A 19034-nucleotide genomic window follows, 5' to 3' on the forward strand; every position below is an offset into this window, starting at 1 on the left:
TCCGCGTTATAAGTTGGTTGTCAGTATTTAATGCGAGTTTATGCTAACTGATACATTTTACCGGGGAGCGCCAGAACTATATTTTGCATTTCGAGGCTGAGTACGGCGGTGATCAGTGAACTGGTGCTTAGCCCGCATTTCAGATTTAATTCATCGAAGTGAACCGGTTTTTTTTCGCTGAGCAGGCCAACCAGTGCCTTTTCTTCGGCATTTAAATTAATAAAGAGTTCTTTTTGGGGCTGAATTTTTTGAGGGCGTGGTTCATTCCAGCCAAGAGATTCTGCCAATTCCTGTGCATTTGTGAGCAAAATTGCCTTATTGTTTTTGATTAGCGCATTACAACCTGCACTTTTGGCATCGGCTACCCTGCCTGGATAGGCAAATACGTCGCGGTTATAGCCATTTGCCAGCTCGGCGGTGATCATACTTCCACCTTTGGTGCCGGTTTCAATGACTACTACGGCATCGCACATGCCGGCAACAATGCGGTTACGAATGGGAAAATGGTGTTTTTCGGCGGTAACATCACTGCAGAATTCTGTTATTAAGCCACCTCCCTGTTGTATCATTTCTTTTGCCAGATTGGTATGTTCTGTGGGGTACAGGCAATCGAGGCCATGCGCCAGCACACCAACGGTAGCGGCATTATGTTGAAGGGCTGTTTTATGGGCAATGGCATCTATGCCAAATGCCAGCCCGCTTACAACAACCGCATTGTATTGGGCCAGGGCTTGCACCAGGTTTTCGGTGAGTTGTTTACCATAAGCCGAATTAATACGGGTGCCAATAACAGCTACTATACGCGGAGCATTGAGATTGGCGTTGCCGCGGTAAAACAACATGGTGGGGGAATCGTAGCAATGTAACAACCGTTGCGGATATTCGGAGTGGGTAAGGAACAACGGTTTTACCTTATACTTCTCTATGAAATCGAGCTCTTTTTCAAGTTTGGCAAAATCCCTGAACTGTTTAATGTGTTGGGCGCGCACGGTTCCAATGCCTTCGGTTTTTTCGAGTTGGGAAATACCTGCTTTGAAAATAGCTTCAGCAGAATGGAATTGTTCAATGAGTAATTTGGCGTGTACACAGCCAATTTGAGGCACATGCGTTAATGCCAGCTGGTATAGCAGATCGTTTGTCATAGCAGGATCAATGGGCAATAGGCAATTTGCAATATGCAAATCTGAGAACGAATGTACTCCTTCTATTTGACAAACACACAGTAATAAAAAAGCCTCGGTACAGTTCAATTTTGTACCGAGGCCAGTTAACTAACTTTACTATTGTCAATTGTCCATTGCCTATTGACTTACAACCTGCAATTCAGTTCTTCTGTTTTGTGCCCTGCCTGCTTCACTGGTATTATCTGCAACAGGTTGTGTGGCGCCATAACCTTTAAAACCAAGGCGTGCCTGTTCAATACCCTTACTTACCAGGTAATTCACTACAGCCTGCGCGCGATTATTGGAAAGCGCCATATTATCGGCTGCCTTTCCAACATTATCGGTATGGCCGCTGATCTGAATTTTAAGCGTGGGATTCTCTTTCATTAACTGGAAAATGTTATCCAGTTCAATGGTCGATTCCGGTTTCAACTCAAACTTACCCGATTCAAAAAAGATGTTCTTCAGCACAACGCTTGCATTGGCTTCTATGGGTTGTAACGGAATGTCGATCTTGTATGTGCTGTCGGGTGTTTTCCGGCTTAATGAAAAGTTTTCAGAGAAGAACAGGTATCCCCGGCGTTTTACGTTGAACGCATAATCTTTACCTACCGGTAAAGTAATAAGATAATTACCGGTAGCATCGGTTTGAACCCTGCTTAATACCTCGCGGGTGCCCAGGTCGGTTAGCTCAACACCGGAAGGCAATCCTTTCAATGTTTTCTTGTCGAATACCTTTCCTTTTACCCACAGTGTTCTGGCCGGTCGTACGTCATCACGCAGTTCAAAAGTATACAGGTCAAGGCCGCCACGGCTATCGCTGCGGTCGCTGGTATAATAAGCGGTTTTACCATCAGCGGCTACCACCAGGCTGCCTTCATTCTCAATGGTGTTGATGGGATAGCCAAGGTTAACAGGTTTGCTCCAGCCCTTACCCTGTTTTTTCGCCATGAACAGATCGGTGCCGCCATAACCCAGGTGCCCACCCGACGTAAAATAAAGCGTTTGGTTATCGGCATGAATATAGGGAGCACTCTCATCGCCGATAGTATTAATTTCAGGTCCAAGATTCTCGGGCTCGCTCCAACGGCCATTGGGCAACTGGTGGGTAACGTACAGGTCCTGGCCACCATAACCGCCGGGGCGGCCGCTTGCAAAATACAGATCGCGTTTATCGGGCGAAAGGCTTGGCGCCGATTCCCAGGACTCCGTATTAATGCGGTTGCCCATGTTCTCGGGTTTGCTCCAGCCCTGAGGGGTTAGATAAGAAATATACAAATCGCAGCTTCCATATCCATAGGGGAAATTGCAACCCGTAAATATAAGCCATTGGCCATCCTGCGAAATATTCGAGGCGCCTTCGTTCAGGCTTGAATTGATATCACCTGGTAAAGGAACGGCCTTTGACCAGTGGCCATCTACAAAATGAGATTCATAAAATTCTTCATTGCCATTTACGCGGCGGGTAAAAATAAAATCCTGGTCATCGATGGTAAACGTTGGAAAATATTCCAGCTGATCGCTGTTGATGCTATCGCCCATATTCTGCGGGGCAAATTTGTAACTGCCTGCGGGATGTTGATTGGCGTAGTCGATTGCAAACTGATAGGTTTTACGGCGGTAGTCTGCAGCTTTCTTACTTTGTTCATTGATGTTAGGAACCGATAAAAACTCATCTATGGCCTTTAAAGCTTTTTGAAATTCACCCACACCTGCCAGGTTAATAGAGTAGGGGAGGTTGTATTCCCTGAACCAGGAGCTGTCAATGCCTTTTGCCTTCTCGTAATTCTCTATGGCGTTTTTATAGTTCTTCTGTTCAAAATACAAACCTGCAATAGACAGGTAAGCTTCCAGGAAGCGGGGTTCCAGTTTGGTAGCATCCTGCAGTGTTTTAATACTTTCTGCATAATTGCCATTCATGGCAATGCCATAGGCTTTTTCAAAAAGGGCCTTTGCCTTTTTACTCACTTTATCAGGGTCGTATTGTGCCCTGGCTGCTGACCATAAAAGGGTAGTGCAAATGGATATTGTAAATAATTTTTTAATCATCTGATGTTTTTATCGTGAATCGGCAATCGTGAATCGGCAATAAGCGATCCAACGAGACATTATTCTATGATCATTTTCCGTTCTTCACACAAAATCGGACCGGTTTTAAGAACTAAAGATAAAAAATGTGTAAAGTTTTCCGAAAATCAGTTTATCAGATAATTAGACGAAAAATTCTTCCGGAACAATAGGTAGCAGGTCATTATTTTTAGGCAACATACCCTTTCATAATGCTAAAGCCCAGCGTTATGCGTTAAGCCTTGAGCGTTTAGCGTAATTTAAGGCACATGAATGTATTTGTGTAGTTGAAGTGAGAACTCCCACCTTGGATTGTCCTTGATGTAATCAATGATAAGTGGGGTTACAACAGCCGATTTACTCCATTCGGGTTGCAGGAATAATTTACAGGCAGGTGAAACAAGGGCGGCATATTTTTCAGCCCATTCAAAATCGCTTTTGTTAAAGATCACTACTTTCAATTCGTTGGCCAATGGGAGTATTTCAGGAAGCGGGGCCTTGAATTTTTTAGGGGATAAACAGATCCAGTCCCAGGAACCGCTGACCGGCCAGGCGCCGGAAGTTTCAATATTGGTGGCAAAGCCGGCAGCATGCAGGGCGTCGGTCAATGCATCGAGGTTATGCATCAACGGTTCGCCGCCGGTAACTATGGCCATACGGCCGGGGAATGCACTGGCGCCGGTTACAATTTCCTCAATGGATTGCAACGGGTGTTTGCCGGCTTCCCAGCTGTCTTTTACATCGCACCAAACACAACCCACATCGCATCCGCCCAGGCGAACAAAATAAGCTGCTTTTCCCTGGTGATATCCTTCGCCTTGCAAGGTATAGAAGGCTTCCATTACGGGATATTGAACGGCTATTGAAACGTTTGTCATTAATGCAAAGTTCGTAATAAAAACTGTCAAAGTGGTTATGACAGGCAAATGTGATAATGTGATAATTCGATAATGTGATAATGCTTAAATTTTGTGAACGCTGATGTTAATCAGGATGCCTCGAATTTGCGAATTATCACATTATCTAATTATCGAATTAGCTAATTCTTATCTGTACAAGCCTTGTAAGTATTTTTCATCAGCGCGGCTATTGTCATGGGACCAACACCACCTGGTACGGGTGTTATCCAGGAGCATTTGGGCGAAACAGTATCAAACTGCACATCGCCTTTTAAGGCATAGCCTCTTTTTTTAGTAGCGTCGGCAACCCGGGTTATACCTACGTCAATTATAATAGCGCCATCTTTCACCATGTCGGCCGTAACAAATTCAGGCTTGCCCAGGGCAGCCACAATGATATCGGCTTGCAGGCAGAGTTCTTTTAAATTTTTAGTAGCCGAATGGCAAATGGTAACCGTGCAATTTCCAGGGTTGGTATTGGCGCTCAGTAATATGCTCATGGGGCGGCCCACAATATTGCTACGGCCAATAACAACAGCGTGTTTGCCTTTGGTATCTATTTTATAATGTTCCAGCATCAGCATAATGCCGTGCGGGGTAGCGGGAATAAAAGTAGGAAGGCCCTGCACCATTTTACCTACACTCACCGGATGAAAACCATCCACATCTTTTGCCGGATCAATGGCGTTGATCACCTTTTCGTCAGAAATATGTTTAGGCAAAGGCAATTGTACCAGAATACCATCCACATCAGGATCGTTGTTCAACTTTTCAATTGCTTCCAGCAATTTGAACTCGGTGATGGTATCTTCGAGGCGAATGAGGGTTGAATGGAATCCGATCTCTTCACAGGTTTTTACTTTAGAACCTACATAGGTTTCACTGGCTCCATTGTTACCAACCAGTACGGCGGCCAAATGCGGTACTTTTTTACCTTCCGCTACCAATTGAGCCACTTTAATTTTCAGTTCATCCTTTGTTGCCTGGGATACAAGCTGCCCGTCTAAAATTTTCATGGCGCAAAGGTAAAGTACTGCGCCAAGTTGCCCTAACCTGAATAAAAATTTGTTATATCAGTAATTTTTGAATATGTTTAGTGTCTGATTTTGAAAAGCTTGCTGTTTTGAGAAACCTTTTATTGCCATTATTTCTTATCCCCTGGCTGGTCTATGGCCAGTCCATACATTACTCACCCGGTACATTATATACCGGTCTGGGTGCCTACAGTCATCAGTTTACCCAATCATTTTCCTTCTTAGCCAATCAGGCTGCACTGGGTAATATTTCCAGAACAAGTGCCGGAGCGTATGCCGAACAAAAATATGGGTTGAAGGCCCTGTCACTGTATACGGCTACTGCCGCCATGCCGGTAAAGCGGGGTGGGGTAGGCATTACCATGCAATACGCCGGGTTGGGCGATTTTAATGAAAGCCAGCTGGGGCTTGCCTATGGCAAAAACCTCGGGCGCGTGAACCTGGGCATCCAGTGTAATTATAATATGATGCACATTGCAGGGTTTGGCAATGATGGGGCAATTGGGGTTGAAGTAGGCTGCCAGTGGCAGGTAACTTCAGCCGTTGTTACCGGTTTTCATGTCATAAACCCGGTAGGCGGGCATTTTCGCATTCACCCTGAAGAAAAGCTGGCGGCTGTATACCAGTTTGGCGCTGGTTATGAAGTGTCGAAACAATTATTCCTCAGTGCAGAGCTTACTAAAGAAGAAAACCGGGCGGTAAATGTGCAGGCAGGTTTGCAGTACGTGTTGGCGCCCGACAGGCTGTTTGTTCGCACAGGTATCACTACCGCAACCACTTCTCCCTATATAGGAATGGGCTGGCAATGGAAAAATTGCCGTGCCGATGTTTGTGTGCGGTATCACCCCCAACTGGGGCTTACGCCGGGATTGTTGCTGCTCTTTTATGGAAAACAAAAAACAGAACAGTGAAATGGTCCCTGGTCATATGGTTGGTGGCACAGGGAATGATGGTGTTGGCACAGGAAAAACCAACTACACCGGTTAATGAACAGCAACTCGAAATGCAGGCAGAACGGGATGAAGGGGTAACAGACGATGATAGCCAATGGCAGCAGCTGGAGTATTTACAAAAGCATCCGCTGAATTTAAATGCCGCTTCCGAAAACGACCTTAAAAATCTCCGCCTGTTAACCGATCTGCAGATCAGTAATTTCTTACTGTATCGTAATTTACTGGGACCATTATTACATGTGAACGAATTACAGGCTGTACCTGCCTGGGATGTGCCATCAATAAAGCGGCTGTTGCCTTATGTTACAGTAAGCGATCAGAAAAACATAGTGGAGAACCTGGGCGAACGTTTTAAAAATGGCGAGCAAACCCTTTTATTACGGCTCGCACAAACCGTAAGCACCTCCGGCGAAGCTGCGAAAACTACTCAAAGTTACCTGGGAAGTGCAGCTGCGTTGATGGTGAGGTATAAATACAATTATAAAAACCTGCTGCAGTTTGGAATAACCGGCGATAAAGATGCCGGTGAACAGTTTTTCAAAGGGACTCAAAAGAATGGGTTCGATTTTTATTCCTTCCATTTCTTTGCCCGCAAACTGGGTATTATTCAATCGCTGGCCATTGGGGATTTTACCGTTGGGTTTGGACAGGGATTAATTCAATGGCAGGGGATGGCATTTAAAAAAAGCGCGGAGGTGTTGGCGGTAAAACGCCAGGGCGCGCCCTTACAACCTTATAATTCGGCCGGTGAATATAATTTTCACCGGGGTATTGGGGTTACCCTGCAAAAGAAAGATCTTCAGTTTACGGCTTTTGGTTCATTCCGGAAGTTAAATACCAACCTGGTGTCGGACAGTTTCCTGAATTCACCTGAATATATTTCTTCTATAATAACAACCGGGTATCACCGCACCCTGGCCGAACTGAACGACCGTAATAATGTGCAATGTATAACTACAGGCGCCGCGTTAAAACTGGCCAACAGCCGTTCACACATTGGCATAAATGCGGTTCAGTATCAGTTGTCGAAACCCTTGCAACCCAGTGGGCGGGCATATGATCAGTATGCCATTAACGGCCGCAACTGGAGTAATTACAGTGTTGATTATAGTTATACTTTCCGGAATATGCATGTGTATGGCGAGATGGCCGTTGATAAATTATTAAACCGGGCCATAATCAATGGGTTACTTGCCAGCCTTGATCCCAAAGTAGACCTGGCGATCGTGTATCGCAATATTAACAGCCGGTATCAATCGCTTTTCAGCAATGCATTTACTGAAAACAGTTTGCCGGTTAATGAAAACGGGTGTTATGCCGGGTTATCCATCAGACCGGTTGCTTGTTGGAAACTGGATGTATATATGGATGTTTTCAGATTTCCCTGGTTAAAATACCAGGTGAATGCTCCATCAGACGGGCACGAATACCTGGTTCAGTTGGCTTATATGCCTAATAAATACCTGGAGATGTATACCCGCTTCAGACAGGAAACAAAATCAATAAATGAAACTGATTCTCTCCCTGGCATTTCCCCGATAGTACCTGTTACCCGGTTAAACTGGCGAACGCATATTAATTTTCGTTTAAATAAGACCATTGAATTGCGAAGCCGGGTAGAAACGGTTTGGTATGCACGTAGCAGCAAACAAAAAGAAACCGGTTTCCTGTTTTATACTGATATATATGTAAAGCCTGCATTCAAACCCTGGTTTTTTAATGCACGGGCCCAGTATGTTGAAACGGATAATTATAACAGTCGCATATACGCTTTTGAGAACACTGTATTATATAATTTTTCAATACCACCTCTTTTCAATAAAGCCTTCCGTTATATCATAAATGTTAATTACCGGTTAACGCATCGAACGGTAATGCAGCAGTCCCGAAATTTAAATTGCCTTTTTTCTCTATCTGTGGCACAAACCCTTTACCCCTCTGGAACATCGATTGAATCAGCCAGCACTTTAAGTGAAGCTTACAACAGGTTGGATGCAAAGCTTCAAATTATCTTAACGAGGCATTGAACAATCATTTTACATGTTTGTTCGCGGCGAAATGTTAAGCGAATTAAAATTCAATTAAAGCCTGAATTAAATTCGGTTATACATATTCCAAAATATTTTTTATATAAATTTGCCGCCCCTGTTAAAATTAGGAAACTGTTAAGTTTTCAAAACGTGACAGAAGTTATTCACATTTTTTAGATCTATCGCTAATTGGTGGAGTTTAAAATGTTGTGATTAGTGGTCGCCTGAAACTCAATATGGATGCGGGTTTGGGCACTATCATCTGAACATTAAAGTTTTCTTGAAACAATTTTGTGCGCTGTTTGTTTGCAGCGGTTACAGATTTCAGTTTGTCTACCGGTTAGTTTAAAACTATTTTATTAACGAATGAATTAAATTTTTTTTCGGTATCAGTTTTTAGTTTTCGGGTTTATTTATTTTAAAAAAATCTACAAGTCTCATGAGAAAAATTCTATCACTGCTGATAGCAGCCTTGCTATCAGTTGTGGCGTATTCACAAAATCGCCAGATTGCGGGTCGTGTATTGGATGATAAAGGCGACCCAATTCCCTTCGCTTCCATTAAAGTCAAAAAATCAAGTGTGGGTACCTCAGCAGATGAGGCCGGTAATTTTAAACTCAGCGTTCCGCCAAACGCAATACTGGTGGTAAGTGCTGCAGGCGTGGAAACCCGTGAGGTAAGCACAGTTGGTGCCGGTGAAACCCTTACTGTTTCGTTGACAAGGTCTACCAATGAGTTATCTACCGTAGTAGTAACTACTTCATTGGGTATTAAACGGCAGGCAAAGGAGTTGGGTTATGCGGCTACCTCTGTTACCGCCAAAACGCTTACCCAGGGTAAAGCTGTGAACGTACAACAAGCTCTTAACGGTAAAGTATCGGGTGTGGCCATTACAACCACCAACAGTGGTGTATTTGAAAATGCCAAGATCAATATCCGGGGTATTCGTTCACTTACCGGTAATAACCAGCCAATGCTGGTTGTAGATGGTGCGCCAACGCCATTGACTTTTCTTACTACTATTCCTCCCGATGACATTCAGGATTTGACCGTGTTGAAAAGTGCTGCTTCCGCAGCTATTTATGGTCCTGATGCCGTAAACGGGGTTATTTTGGTTACTACCAAGAAAGGAACCCAAAAGAAATTCAATGTAACTGTAAACTCTACTTTACAGGCTGCAACCGTTGCTTACTTTCCCAAATTGCAACGTCAATTCGGTGCGGGCGCCGGTGAAGTAGTAGACCAGTATGGAAATTATGGTTATGTACCCGAAGAGAATCAAATGTACGGTCCCAGGTTTGATGGCACTATGAAGGATATTGGGGTACATGTGGAAGATGGTTCCATTCAGACTGTTCCTTATAACGACAGTCATTACAAGGATAAAGTTAAATTCTGGAATAATGGTATGACCTGGCAGAATTCGATCTCAGTGGCCGGTGAAGATTTTTATGCTAGTATTCAGGATGCTAAAATAAATGGTCTGATGCCTGATGATAAGAACAGAAGGACCAGTTTCCGTTTTAATGCTTCAAAAACTTACGGCAAATTGACCGTAAACTATGGCTTGAACTATATTCAACAGAATTATGATGTGGTAAATGAGCAGGGCATGAAAGACCTGTTCCCCGGTTCTTATAATGGAAGTATTTTCTTCCAGGTGCTGCAAACACCAAGCAATGTACCGTTGCTTGATTATAAAGACTGGCGGAACAGCAAGTGGGCCCAGTTCACGAACTATTATAATGAATATGCCGTTAACCCTTACTGGGTAATCGGAAACGTTCGTCAAAAAGGGCGTGAAGATGACCTTATCGGAAACCTGGATGTACATTATAAAGTTTTCGACTGGTTAAATGCCTCTGCCAGATTAAGTACAAACCTGGCTTTCAGAAATTATGAGAATACAACAGCTCCGGTTGTAGTTAGCGCATGGGCCGAGGCAAACCGTAACCCAACGCAGTATGTAAATCGTCTTGGAAATGTGTTGGATGACCAGAACAATTCATCCCGTATTAACCTCGATTACTTCCTGCATGGCGATCACAAAATCAACAAGGACTTTACGGTAAGATACCTGGCTGGCGGTACGGTGCGGGATAATCGTTGGAAGGACATTGCTGTTGGTGGTAATAACCTCAAAGTGCCATACCTGTATAATGTGGGTGTTCGTAGTGGTGATGCCAAAGTACCTGGTTACGACGGAAGTGGACAGACCTCGAATGACGGTAATAACTATTCCATTCAAACAAGGTTATTATCTGCCTACGGTAGTGTTGGCTTTAGCTATAAAGGTTGGGCCAATGTTGAATTTACCGGCAGAAATGACTGGGATAGCCGTTTGTTGAAAGAAAACCGTTCTTTCTTCTATCCTGGCGCCAATGCGGCAGTAGTATTGTCTGAAGCTATACCGGCTATTCAAACCAGCGGTGTTATTTCCTATGCTAAAGTAAGAGGTGCTATTTCAAAAACGGGTAACGTAAATATAGGCCCCTATTCATTGGTACCAAATTATTCCCAGGCAACCGGGTTTCCCTTTGGTAATGTAGCAGGTTATTCTGCCAATGATGTTATTCCCGACAAAAATCTGAAACCTGAGTTTGTAAGAACAATTGAATTTGGTACAGAGTTAGGTTTTATGCACAATCGCATTAATGTAGAAGCTACATACTTTAATCAGAACAATACCGATCAGATTCTGACAGTATCTCAGTCAACAACTACTGGCTATAAAACGCTTCTGGCCAACGCTGCCGATTTCAAAAACAAGGGTGTTGAAATGGACCTGAATTTGAGCCCTGTAGTAAATATTGGAAAAGGCAGAATAGACTTCAGAGTGAATGTAACTTATAACGACAATAAAGTAACCCGCACGTTGGGTAATATACCTGTGGTTATTGGTGGTAACTCCGGATTCTTCCAGAATTCAAATGGCGCACCTACTGTTAACAATGTCGCCATTGTAGGCAAACCTGCTTTTGCCTTCCAGCTTTCTGACTATTTAAGAGATTCTGCTACCGGTAAAGTGATCGTTGATGCCGTAACCGGTAATCCTTCACAAGCGTCTGCGCTGGCTGTAATGGGCCGTTCACTGCCTTTGTGGGTAGTAGGTTTAACGCCTTCTTATTCAATTGGCGGTTTTTCTGTTAGCATGACCTGGGATTATAAGACTGGTCACTCTTTTTATTCTGGTATGGGTTCCGATATGGATTTTGCCGGTATTTCTGCACGCAGTGCTGAATATGGCCGTCAACGCTTTGTAATGCCTAATTCTGTTTACAAAGATGCTTCAGGTAAATATGTAAATAACACCAACATTCAGGTAATGGATGGTAACTATGGCTTTTGGACCGGTGCTGCCACCAACAGTGGTATAGCTACCAACTATTTTGCCAGTGCTGCAGCCTGGCGGTTGAGAGAGCTCAATCTTTCATACACGCTCCCATCTAAATTTATTGGCGGTGGTAAGTATCTGCAACGTGTAACTGTAAGTGCAATTGGAAGAAACCTGTTATTGTTCGTTCCAAAATCAAATCAGTGGGGTGATCCTGAATTCAACTACTCTTCTACCAACAATACCTATGGTATCAGTAGTTCATTCCAGTCACCTGCTTCCAGGTTCTATGGAGGTTCTATAACAGTACAATTCTAATTAATTCTTAAAAGAACTATAAATGAAATACTTTAAAATAAATAGTAGAATATGTGCCGTGGTGCTGGCGGTGATTGTTGCCTGCACTGGATGTAAAAAAGGTTATCTCGATGTAAACGACGATCCTAACCGTGCTACCGATGCCAATGTAACAGCCGAGCTTATTTTCCCCAATGCAGCTCATAATGTGGGGGTTCGTTTGGCAAGTGCCAACCTTCGGTTTGTTCAAAACTGGGTGGGTTATTTTGCGCAAGCCGGCGATTATGCCATTCTGCAGGACGAAACCTCTTATATTATTAATTTCTCTTTTGGGGATGCCTTGTGGGAGAATGAATACAATGTGCTTTTTGATCTCTACCTCACAAAGCAAAAAGCACTGGCTGTAGGCGATTCAGTTTTGGCGGGTGCTTCTATGGTATTATCTGCACGCCTTTGGCAGGATATGGTGGATATTTATGGTAATATCCCTTATTCAAAAGCCTTCCAGGGTGTTTTAGTGGCACAACCAGCTTACGATAAAGCGCAGGATATTTATGCAGCTTTGCAAACAAGCCTTGATTCGGCTAACATTTATTTGCAGGGTACAGCTAAAAGCACCTTTGCTGCAACTGATATCGTAAACAATGGTAACATAACACTGTGGACAAAATTTGCCAACACTCTTAAATTGCGGTTGTTGATCCGTCAGTCGCAGGTGAATGGCTTTAATCCTGCTGCTGAAATTGCTAAAATACAGGCCAACGGCGGCGTTTTGCATGCAGGTGAAAATATAGATGTGAATCCGGGTTATGTGAATGATGTGAATAAGCAATCTCCCTTTTATGCAAATTTTGGTTTTACAACTACCGGATCTCAGGCAAGTCCCAGTACCCGGGCTAATACCTACTTTGTAAATCTTTTAAATAGCACAAATGATCCCAGGTTAAGTCGCTATTTCCGGGCGCCAAGTGCCGGGGGGCCAATTACAGGATGCGTATATGGTTTGTCGGCTGGTAATCCTATAGGTAAAAAGAGCTCTTATACCGGGCCTGGTTTAGTAGGCAGTGCTACACAAAATCAATGGATCTTCCCTGCTTTCGAAAGTATGTTCCTGGAGGCAGAGGCTATTGCCCGGGGCTGGATGACCGGCGTTGCACAAGATGCTTATGAAAGTGCGGTTAAAGAATCCTTTACCTGGTTAGGTGTACCAAATGCAACTACAGCAGCCACTACCTATATGAGCGGTAATCCTATTGCTAATTGGGCCACTGTTGCCGGGTCAAATGTTTTGGCTCAGGCTAAATTTATTGCTGCACAAAAGTATGTCGCAATGTGTGGTACCGACCCGGTTGAAGCGTGGAGCGATATAAGAAGATTGGATATGTTAACAGATAAGGGATATATTTCAGTGAATGCCAGCCGCCCCATTCTTCCTGTTAGAATATTATTACCACAGATTGAGTATACTTCTAATGGCGATAATGCGCGTGCACAGGGAACCATTAGCCAGTTTGATTCCAAATTATTTTGGCAACCATAAGCGAATTACCTAAAAAGAATTACAATGAAACTATCTTATATAAAAATAACATTATCATTAGCGCTGGTATCGTTGGGGATGACTGGCTGTTTAAAGGATAAGCCATACGACGACCAGCAAATACAGTCTACTCGTGCTACGCAAACTATCAAAGTAATAGAAATGAAGATATCAGCTACTGATGCTTCAAATTTTGTTAGTCTTAGCTACGATAACAGCACAAAAGACACCACTGTAAACCTGGTTCCCATTACCCTGGCCACGTCAAATGGAGCCTCAGAAGATATAAATGTAACTGTGTCATTAAACTCTAAGCTTGTAGACGATCATAATACTGCCAGCGGTGATTCATATAATGTGCCATCCGCTTCATTGGTTTCTATTGTTAATCAAAACAATATTGTTACCATTCCCAAAGGTTCCAATACCGGGTATTTAAAGGTAAAGTTCAACCCTTCAGCACTTGCAGGAGGCGACTGGGCTTTAGGTTTTGCCATCACCAATGTTGATAAAACCGGCTACAATATCAGTGGAAACTTTGGTTCTGGAGTAGTAGCCATAGCCATTCAGTAAGAATTCGAGTTGATCTCAATCAATAAAAGGGCTTCCCGAAACGTCGGGAAGCCCTTTTTTTTGTTGCTTTTTGCCACTGTTGGCTGCTCGTTTTTCCCAATCAGTGGTAAAAACGGTGCTTTATTCTTTAAATAAAACCCTTAGTTCTTAAAAAATTTAATTAAGTGATTTGTATAATATATTACCCGCCAAAATAGAAGAATTTATGGCCCCATTTTATTGCTTAAATATGATTTTCATGGCTTTTTAACCATTTATTTACCGCAAAATCGATTGCAGCATTTTTCAAATCCAGCTTGTCTAGCCCCAAATGGCTCTTTTGCCGAATTTCCTGTTTTAACTTTTTTTTGATGTTTAATCAGGATTTTCGATACATTTAGAACCTCAAATTTAAACTTACAAGTCACATGAGAAAAATGCTATCACTGCTAGCAGTGTTAGTGCTATGCACTGCTATGGCCCTGGGGCAAACCAAAACTGTCTCCGGCCAGGTCAAGGATTCAAAGGGAGATCCTATTCCCTTTGCCACTATTAAGATCAAAGGCACCACCAATGCCACCGCCGCCGACGCAAACGGCAAATTCTCCATCAACGCTCCCGCCAATGCCACATTTGTTATTTCAGCTGTGGGTTTTGAAGCAACTGAATTAAAAGCCAGTAGCTCGGGAACACTGTTGATTGCCTTGAACAGTACTGAAACCATGAGTGAAGTGGTTGTTACCGCCCTCGGTATCAAGCGTTCCAAAAACACCCTGCCATATGCTGCACAAATTGTTGCAGGTGATGATGTTAGCAAGGTGCGCACAGGTAACGCTTTCAGCGCTCTTTCCGGAAAAGTATCTGGTTTGCAAATTCAGCAGGGTAACGGTTTAGGTTCTTCTACCAACGTGGTGATCCGTGGTATGAAGTCGTTAACCAATAACAACCAGGCCTTATTCGTTGTGGATGGTGTACCTGTAGATAACTCAACCAACAACAGAAGCACCCAGCAAACCGGTCGTGGCGGTTATGATTATGGTAACGCAGCCGCTGACATCAACCCCGATGATATTGAAAATATCAACGTGTTGAAAGGTGCTGCCGCCACCGCTTTATATGGTTCAAGAGCCGCCAATGGGGTGATCATGATCACCACCAAAAAGGCCAGAAAAGGCCTGGGCGTTACAGTAAACTCCGGTATAACTGTAAGCCGCATCGACAAAAAAACATATCCTGAATACCAGAAGGAATATGGCGCCGGTTATTCTGATCCCTATCAAAAAGACGGGTTCTATTATTTTGATGTAAACGGCGATGGGGTTAAAGATTATGTAGTGCCTACTTCACAGGATGCCTCATATGGTGTAAAGTTCGACCCCAATTTAATGGTTTATCATTGGGATGCATTTGACCCTGCTTCACCATACTTCCATACTGCCCGCCCATGGGTAGCAGCTAAAAACGATCCTTCTACATTTTATCAAACCGGCATCTCGAACAATAATAACGTAATGTTCGATGCAGCTTCAGACAAAGGAAGCTTTAAATTAGGTTATACAAGAAATGAAGACCGTGGCGTAATGCCCAACAGTAAGTTGATAAAAAATATTCTCAACTTCAGCGGTTCTTATGCTCTTACCTCAAAACTGACTGCCAACGCCTCAGTAAGCTATTCTAAAACCGATGGCCGCGGCCGTTATGGTACCGGTTACAGTGGCCGGAATGTAAACCAGAACTTCCGCCAGTGGTATCAGACCAACGTGGATATCAAAGAGCAAAAAGAAGCTTATTTCAGAAATTATAAGAACATCACCTGGAACTGGAGCGATCCTTCTTCTCCTACCGGTCTGTATCCGATCTATACTGATAACTATTACTGGACCGTATACGAGAACTACGAGACCGACACCCGCTCACGTATTTTCGGTTATACTTCATTGGACTGGAAAGCAACCGACTGGTTAAGCTTCCTGGGCCGTGTTACTTTGGATAATTACAGCGAGTTACAGGAAGAGCGTGTGGCTGTAGGAAGTAATGCAACGCCTTCTTACACCCGTTTTGACCATACCTTCATTGAGAAGAACTATGATCTGATGGCGAATGTTGATAAGAACATCACGCCGGATCTTAACTTCAAAGGTTTGTTGGGTACTAACATCCGCCGTACAACCGACAATTCTATCCTGTCTACCACATCTGGTGGATTGGTAGTGCCCGGTTTGTACTCCATCGCCAATTCAAAAGGCGCCATCCCTGGCCCAACTGAATTGTATCAGCCTATTGCTGTAGATGGTTATTATGGTGGCGTTACTTTAAGCTACCAGGATTACCTGACGTTAGATGGAAGCTTCCGTCGCGACAGATTTTCTACTTTGCCCAAAGATAACAATGCATTTAACTATTATGCGGTTTCAGGAAGCTGGGTGTTTTCAAAACATCTGTCTACACTGCCCTGGTTGACTTCAGGTAAATTACGGTTAAACTACGCTACCGTTGGTAATGGTGCGCCCTACGGTGCCATTAAAGATGTTTATGACAAACCCGATCCGTTCGGAAGCATTATTTTGTTTTCTTTGCCTGATAGAAAGAACAACAGAAACTTAAGACCAGAAAGAACAAACAGTAAAGAAGCTGGTTTGGAAATGTCTTTCTTTAAAGGCCGTTTGGGCTTTGATGCGACATACTATCTTACGCATTCAATTGATCAAACTATTCCTGTTGCTGTTTCAGCTGCTACCGGTTATACTGCCAAGTTTGTGAACGCTGGTGACATTGAAAACAAAGGGATCGAGTTATCAGTATATGGTACACCGGTTAAAACAAAAGATTTCTCCTGGACTGTTAACCTGAACTTTACACGCAACCGCAATAAGGTTGTTAAATTGTACAGCGACAGTAAAAACCTGCAATTGGGATCGTTCCAGGCCAGTCTTAGTGTGAATGCAACCCTGGGTCAGCCTTATGGAACCATCCAGAGCAAGGACTTTGTTTACCTGGATGGAAAGAAAGTTGTTGGCGATGATGGATACTATAAAGTTACCAGCACAACAACGAATGTGATAGGAAATGTTAACCCCGATTGGATCGGTGGTATTTATAACACTTTCAAATACAAAAACCTTTCATTCGGCTTTTTAGTAGATGTTCGCCAGGGCGGTAATGTATGGTCGCTCGACCAGTTCTATGCACAAGGTACCGGCGTATACCAATCATCTGTAGGGTTGAACGATCTGGGTAAACCAGTAAGAAACACCCTGGCAGACGGTGGTGGTGTGATCTTCGACGGGGTAACTGCCGATGGTAAAGCAAACACCAAACGCGTAGTGGTAGATGCCAATTCACCACAAATACCTCAGGCTGCTTATTCCTACGATGCCAGCTATGTTAAATTAAGAGAAGCCAATCTTACCTATTCATTGCCAATGAACATCGTATCAAAATTGAAAGCTTTTAAAGGAATCGATGTATCAGTATTTGGTAGAAACTTATGGATCATCCACAAGAACCTGCCTTATGCAGATCCTGAAGATAACCTGTCTGCAGGTAATATTCAGGGTATTCAAAGTGGCGCTTATCCCACTACCCGCTCTATTGGTATGAACGTAAGATTGAAATTCTAAAAAATTGAAAAACATGAGAAAGCTCCTTTATATAGCACTGCCGGTTGTACTGTTAGCGGCATGTACTAAAGATATTTCACGTTTTAATGAAGAAACAAAAAAGCCGTCAACGGTTCCTGGCGCTATGCTATACTCGAATGCGGTTAAAACTATTTCCGATGGCTTGCAAAATGCCAGCGTAAATATCAACGTATTCAGGTTTACCGTTAAACATTGGGCCATGGCGGTTTACCAGGACGAAGCGCAATACGATTTTACCACGCGCAATATTCCCCAGGCCTGGTGGACAAGAATGTACCGTGATGCATTAAACGATCTGAAGGAAGCAAGCAGGATCATTAGTGCTGATCCAACGCTTGATCCCGGAATAAAACAAAACCAGCTGGCTATTATTGATGTGATGCAGGTGTATGCCTATGGCATTCTGGTAAATTCATTCGGGAATATTCCTTATACGGATGCCCTGAATTCCGACAATCTTTTCCCGGTATATGATGATGCAAAAACCGTATACGCCGATTTAATGAAACGTTTGGCTGATGACATTGGTAAAATGAATACGGCCAGTTTGGGTTTTGACGCAAGTAATGACATCATTTTTGGTGATGGAAGTGCCAGCACAAAAACCGGTGCTGCAGGTACTGTTGCCAAATACATCAAATTTGCGGCTACGGTTCAAATGAAAATGGGGATGATCCTGGCTGACGTGGATAATACAGCGGCCAAAACAGCCGTGGAAGCTGCCGATCCCAAAGCTATATCCGCAGCAACAGACAATGCGTTGTTCACCTATCTGCCTAACAGCCCAAGTTACAGTACATTGTATTCTGATATTGTAGTTGGTAAACGTTCCGATTACGTAGCAGCCAAGGACCTGATGGACCCATTGATAGCGATGAGCGATCCCCGTAAGTCGTTATTTTTTGGTACCAACAATAACGGCGATTATGTAGGTGGAATAGTTGGAAAGGTGAATACCTTTTCTGATGTTTCAAAACCTGCAGCAAACGTATATGCGGCTACTGCCCCTTATATCTTTGCCGATTATGTTGAAACAGAATTCTTGCGTGCCGAAGCCAAGGAAAGAGGCTATAATGTAACCGGTACTGCCGAGCAACATTATAACAATGCCATTACGGCTTCCATCCTGTACTGGGGTGGATCGGCTGCAGATGCCGCTACTTACCTGGCCCGGCCGGATGTGGCTTACACAACCGCAACAGGTAACTATAAACAAAAGATCGGTTTCCAGAAATGGATCGCTTTGTATGGCCGTCCGTTCGATGGCTGGGTTGAATTGCGCAGACTGGATTATCCCCAGCTGCCACTGGCTGTAAATGCCAAAACTAAATTCCCCAACCGGTTCACTTATCCTTCTAATGAGCAAACGCTGAATGGTACTAATTATACCACTGCTGCAGCTGCAATAGGTGGCGATTTACCGGAAACCAAATTGTTCTGGGATAAATTCTAATAGAAGATCATCGTTCATAAAAAAAAGCAGCCCTGACCGAAGCGTCAGGGCTTTTTTAATTTTGTTTCCCC

At 43.5% G+C, this 19034-nt stretch carries 11 protein-coding genes; 7 read left to right on the forward strand and 4 right to left on the reverse strand.

The genetic code is table 11. The features are described 5' to 3' along the window. Window positions 1–38: 38 nt before the first annotated feature. The 4 genes from dprA to folD form a co-directional block, all read right to left on the reverse strand. Window positions 39–1142: a DNA-processing protein DprA gene (gene dprA, locus NIAKO_RS00815; RefSeq protein WP_041346154.1), complete on the reverse strand. Its 1104-nt coding sequence runs from the start codon at window positions 1140–1142 to the stop codon at window positions 39–41. A gap of 159 nt (window positions 1143–1301) precedes the next feature. Beyond that, window positions 1302–3212 (reverse strand): OmpA family protein, encoded by a 1911-nt coding sequence (locus NIAKO_RS00820; RefSeq protein WP_014216480.1) that lies wholly within the window; start codon window positions 3210–3212, stop codon window positions 1302–1304. Window positions 3213–3490: 278 nt separating this feature from the next. Then, window positions 3491–4108: a 7-carboxy-7-deazaguanine synthase QueE gene (locus tag NIAKO_RS00825; RefSeq protein WP_041346157.1), complete on the reverse strand. Its 618-nt coding sequence runs from the start codon at window positions 4106–4108 to the stop codon at window positions 3491–3493. Window positions 4109–4269: 161 nt separating this feature from the next. Continuing rightward, a complete protein-coding gene (gene folD, locus NIAKO_RS00830; RefSeq protein ID WP_014216482.1) occupies window positions 4270–5145 on the reverse strand; it encodes a bifunctional methylenetetrahydrofolate dehydrogenase/methenyltetrahydrofolate cyclohydrolase FolD in 876 nt (291 codons plus the stop codon). 107 nt (window positions 5146–5252) lie between these two features. On the opposite strand from folD, the gene NIAKO_RS00835 reads away from it, so the two are divergent. The 7 genes from NIAKO_RS00835 (at window position 5253) to NIAKO_RS00865 (ending at window position 18963) form a co-directional block, all read left to right on the forward strand. Next, window positions 5253–6074, forward strand: coding sequence for a hypothetical protein (locus tag NIAKO_RS00835; RefSeq protein WP_014216483.1), 822 nt, complete (start codon window positions 5253–5255; stop codon window positions 6072–6074). Then, on the forward strand, window positions 6071–8143 hold the full coding sequence (locus tag NIAKO_RS00840) for a ComEA family DNA-binding protein (protein WP_014216484.1): 2073 nt from the start codon (window positions 6071–6073) through the stop codon (window positions 8141–8143). The genes NIAKO_RS00835 and NIAKO_RS00840 overlap by 4 nt, the downstream gene beginning before the upstream one ends. Before the next feature lie 442 nt (window positions 8144–8585). Continuing rightward, window positions 8586–11798 carry a SusC/RagA family TonB-linked outer membrane protein gene (locus NIAKO_RS00845; RefSeq protein ID WP_014216485.1) on the forward strand — a complete coding sequence of 1071 codons (3213 nt, stop codon included), beginning with the start codon at window positions 8586–8588 and terminating at the stop codon, window positions 11796–11798. Between the two features lie 22 nt (window positions 11799–11820). Next, complete coding sequence (locus NIAKO_RS00850) at window positions 11821–13317, forward strand: SusD/RagB family nutrient-binding outer membrane lipoprotein (RefSeq protein WP_014216486.1); 1497 nt, start codon at window positions 11821–11823, stop codon at window positions 13315–13317. A gap of 24 nt (window positions 13318–13341) precedes the next feature. After that, window positions 13342–13890, forward strand: coding sequence for a DUF1735 domain-containing protein (locus NIAKO_RS00855; RefSeq protein ID WP_014216487.1), 549 nt, complete (start codon window positions 13342–13344; stop codon window positions 13888–13890). A 407-nt stretch (window positions 13891–14297) separates the two neighbouring features. Beyond that, window positions 14298–17489 carry a SusC/RagA family TonB-linked outer membrane protein gene (locus NIAKO_RS00860; RefSeq protein WP_014216488.1) on the forward strand — a complete coding sequence of 1064 codons (3192 nt, stop codon included), beginning with the start codon at window positions 14298–14300 and terminating at the stop codon, window positions 17487–17489. Between the two features lie 13 nt (window positions 17490–17502). After that, window positions 17503–18963, forward strand: coding sequence for a SusD/RagB family nutrient-binding outer membrane lipoprotein (locus tag NIAKO_RS00865; protein ID WP_014216489.1), 1461 nt, complete (start codon window positions 17503–17505; stop codon window positions 18961–18963). Window positions 18964–19034: the final 71 nt, after the last annotated feature.

The sequence above is a fragment of the Niastella koreensis GR20-10 genome (assembly GCF_000246855.1).
Classification (GTDB): Bacteria; Bacteroidota; Bacteroidia; order Chitinophagales; family Chitinophagaceae; genus Niastella; species Niastella koreensis.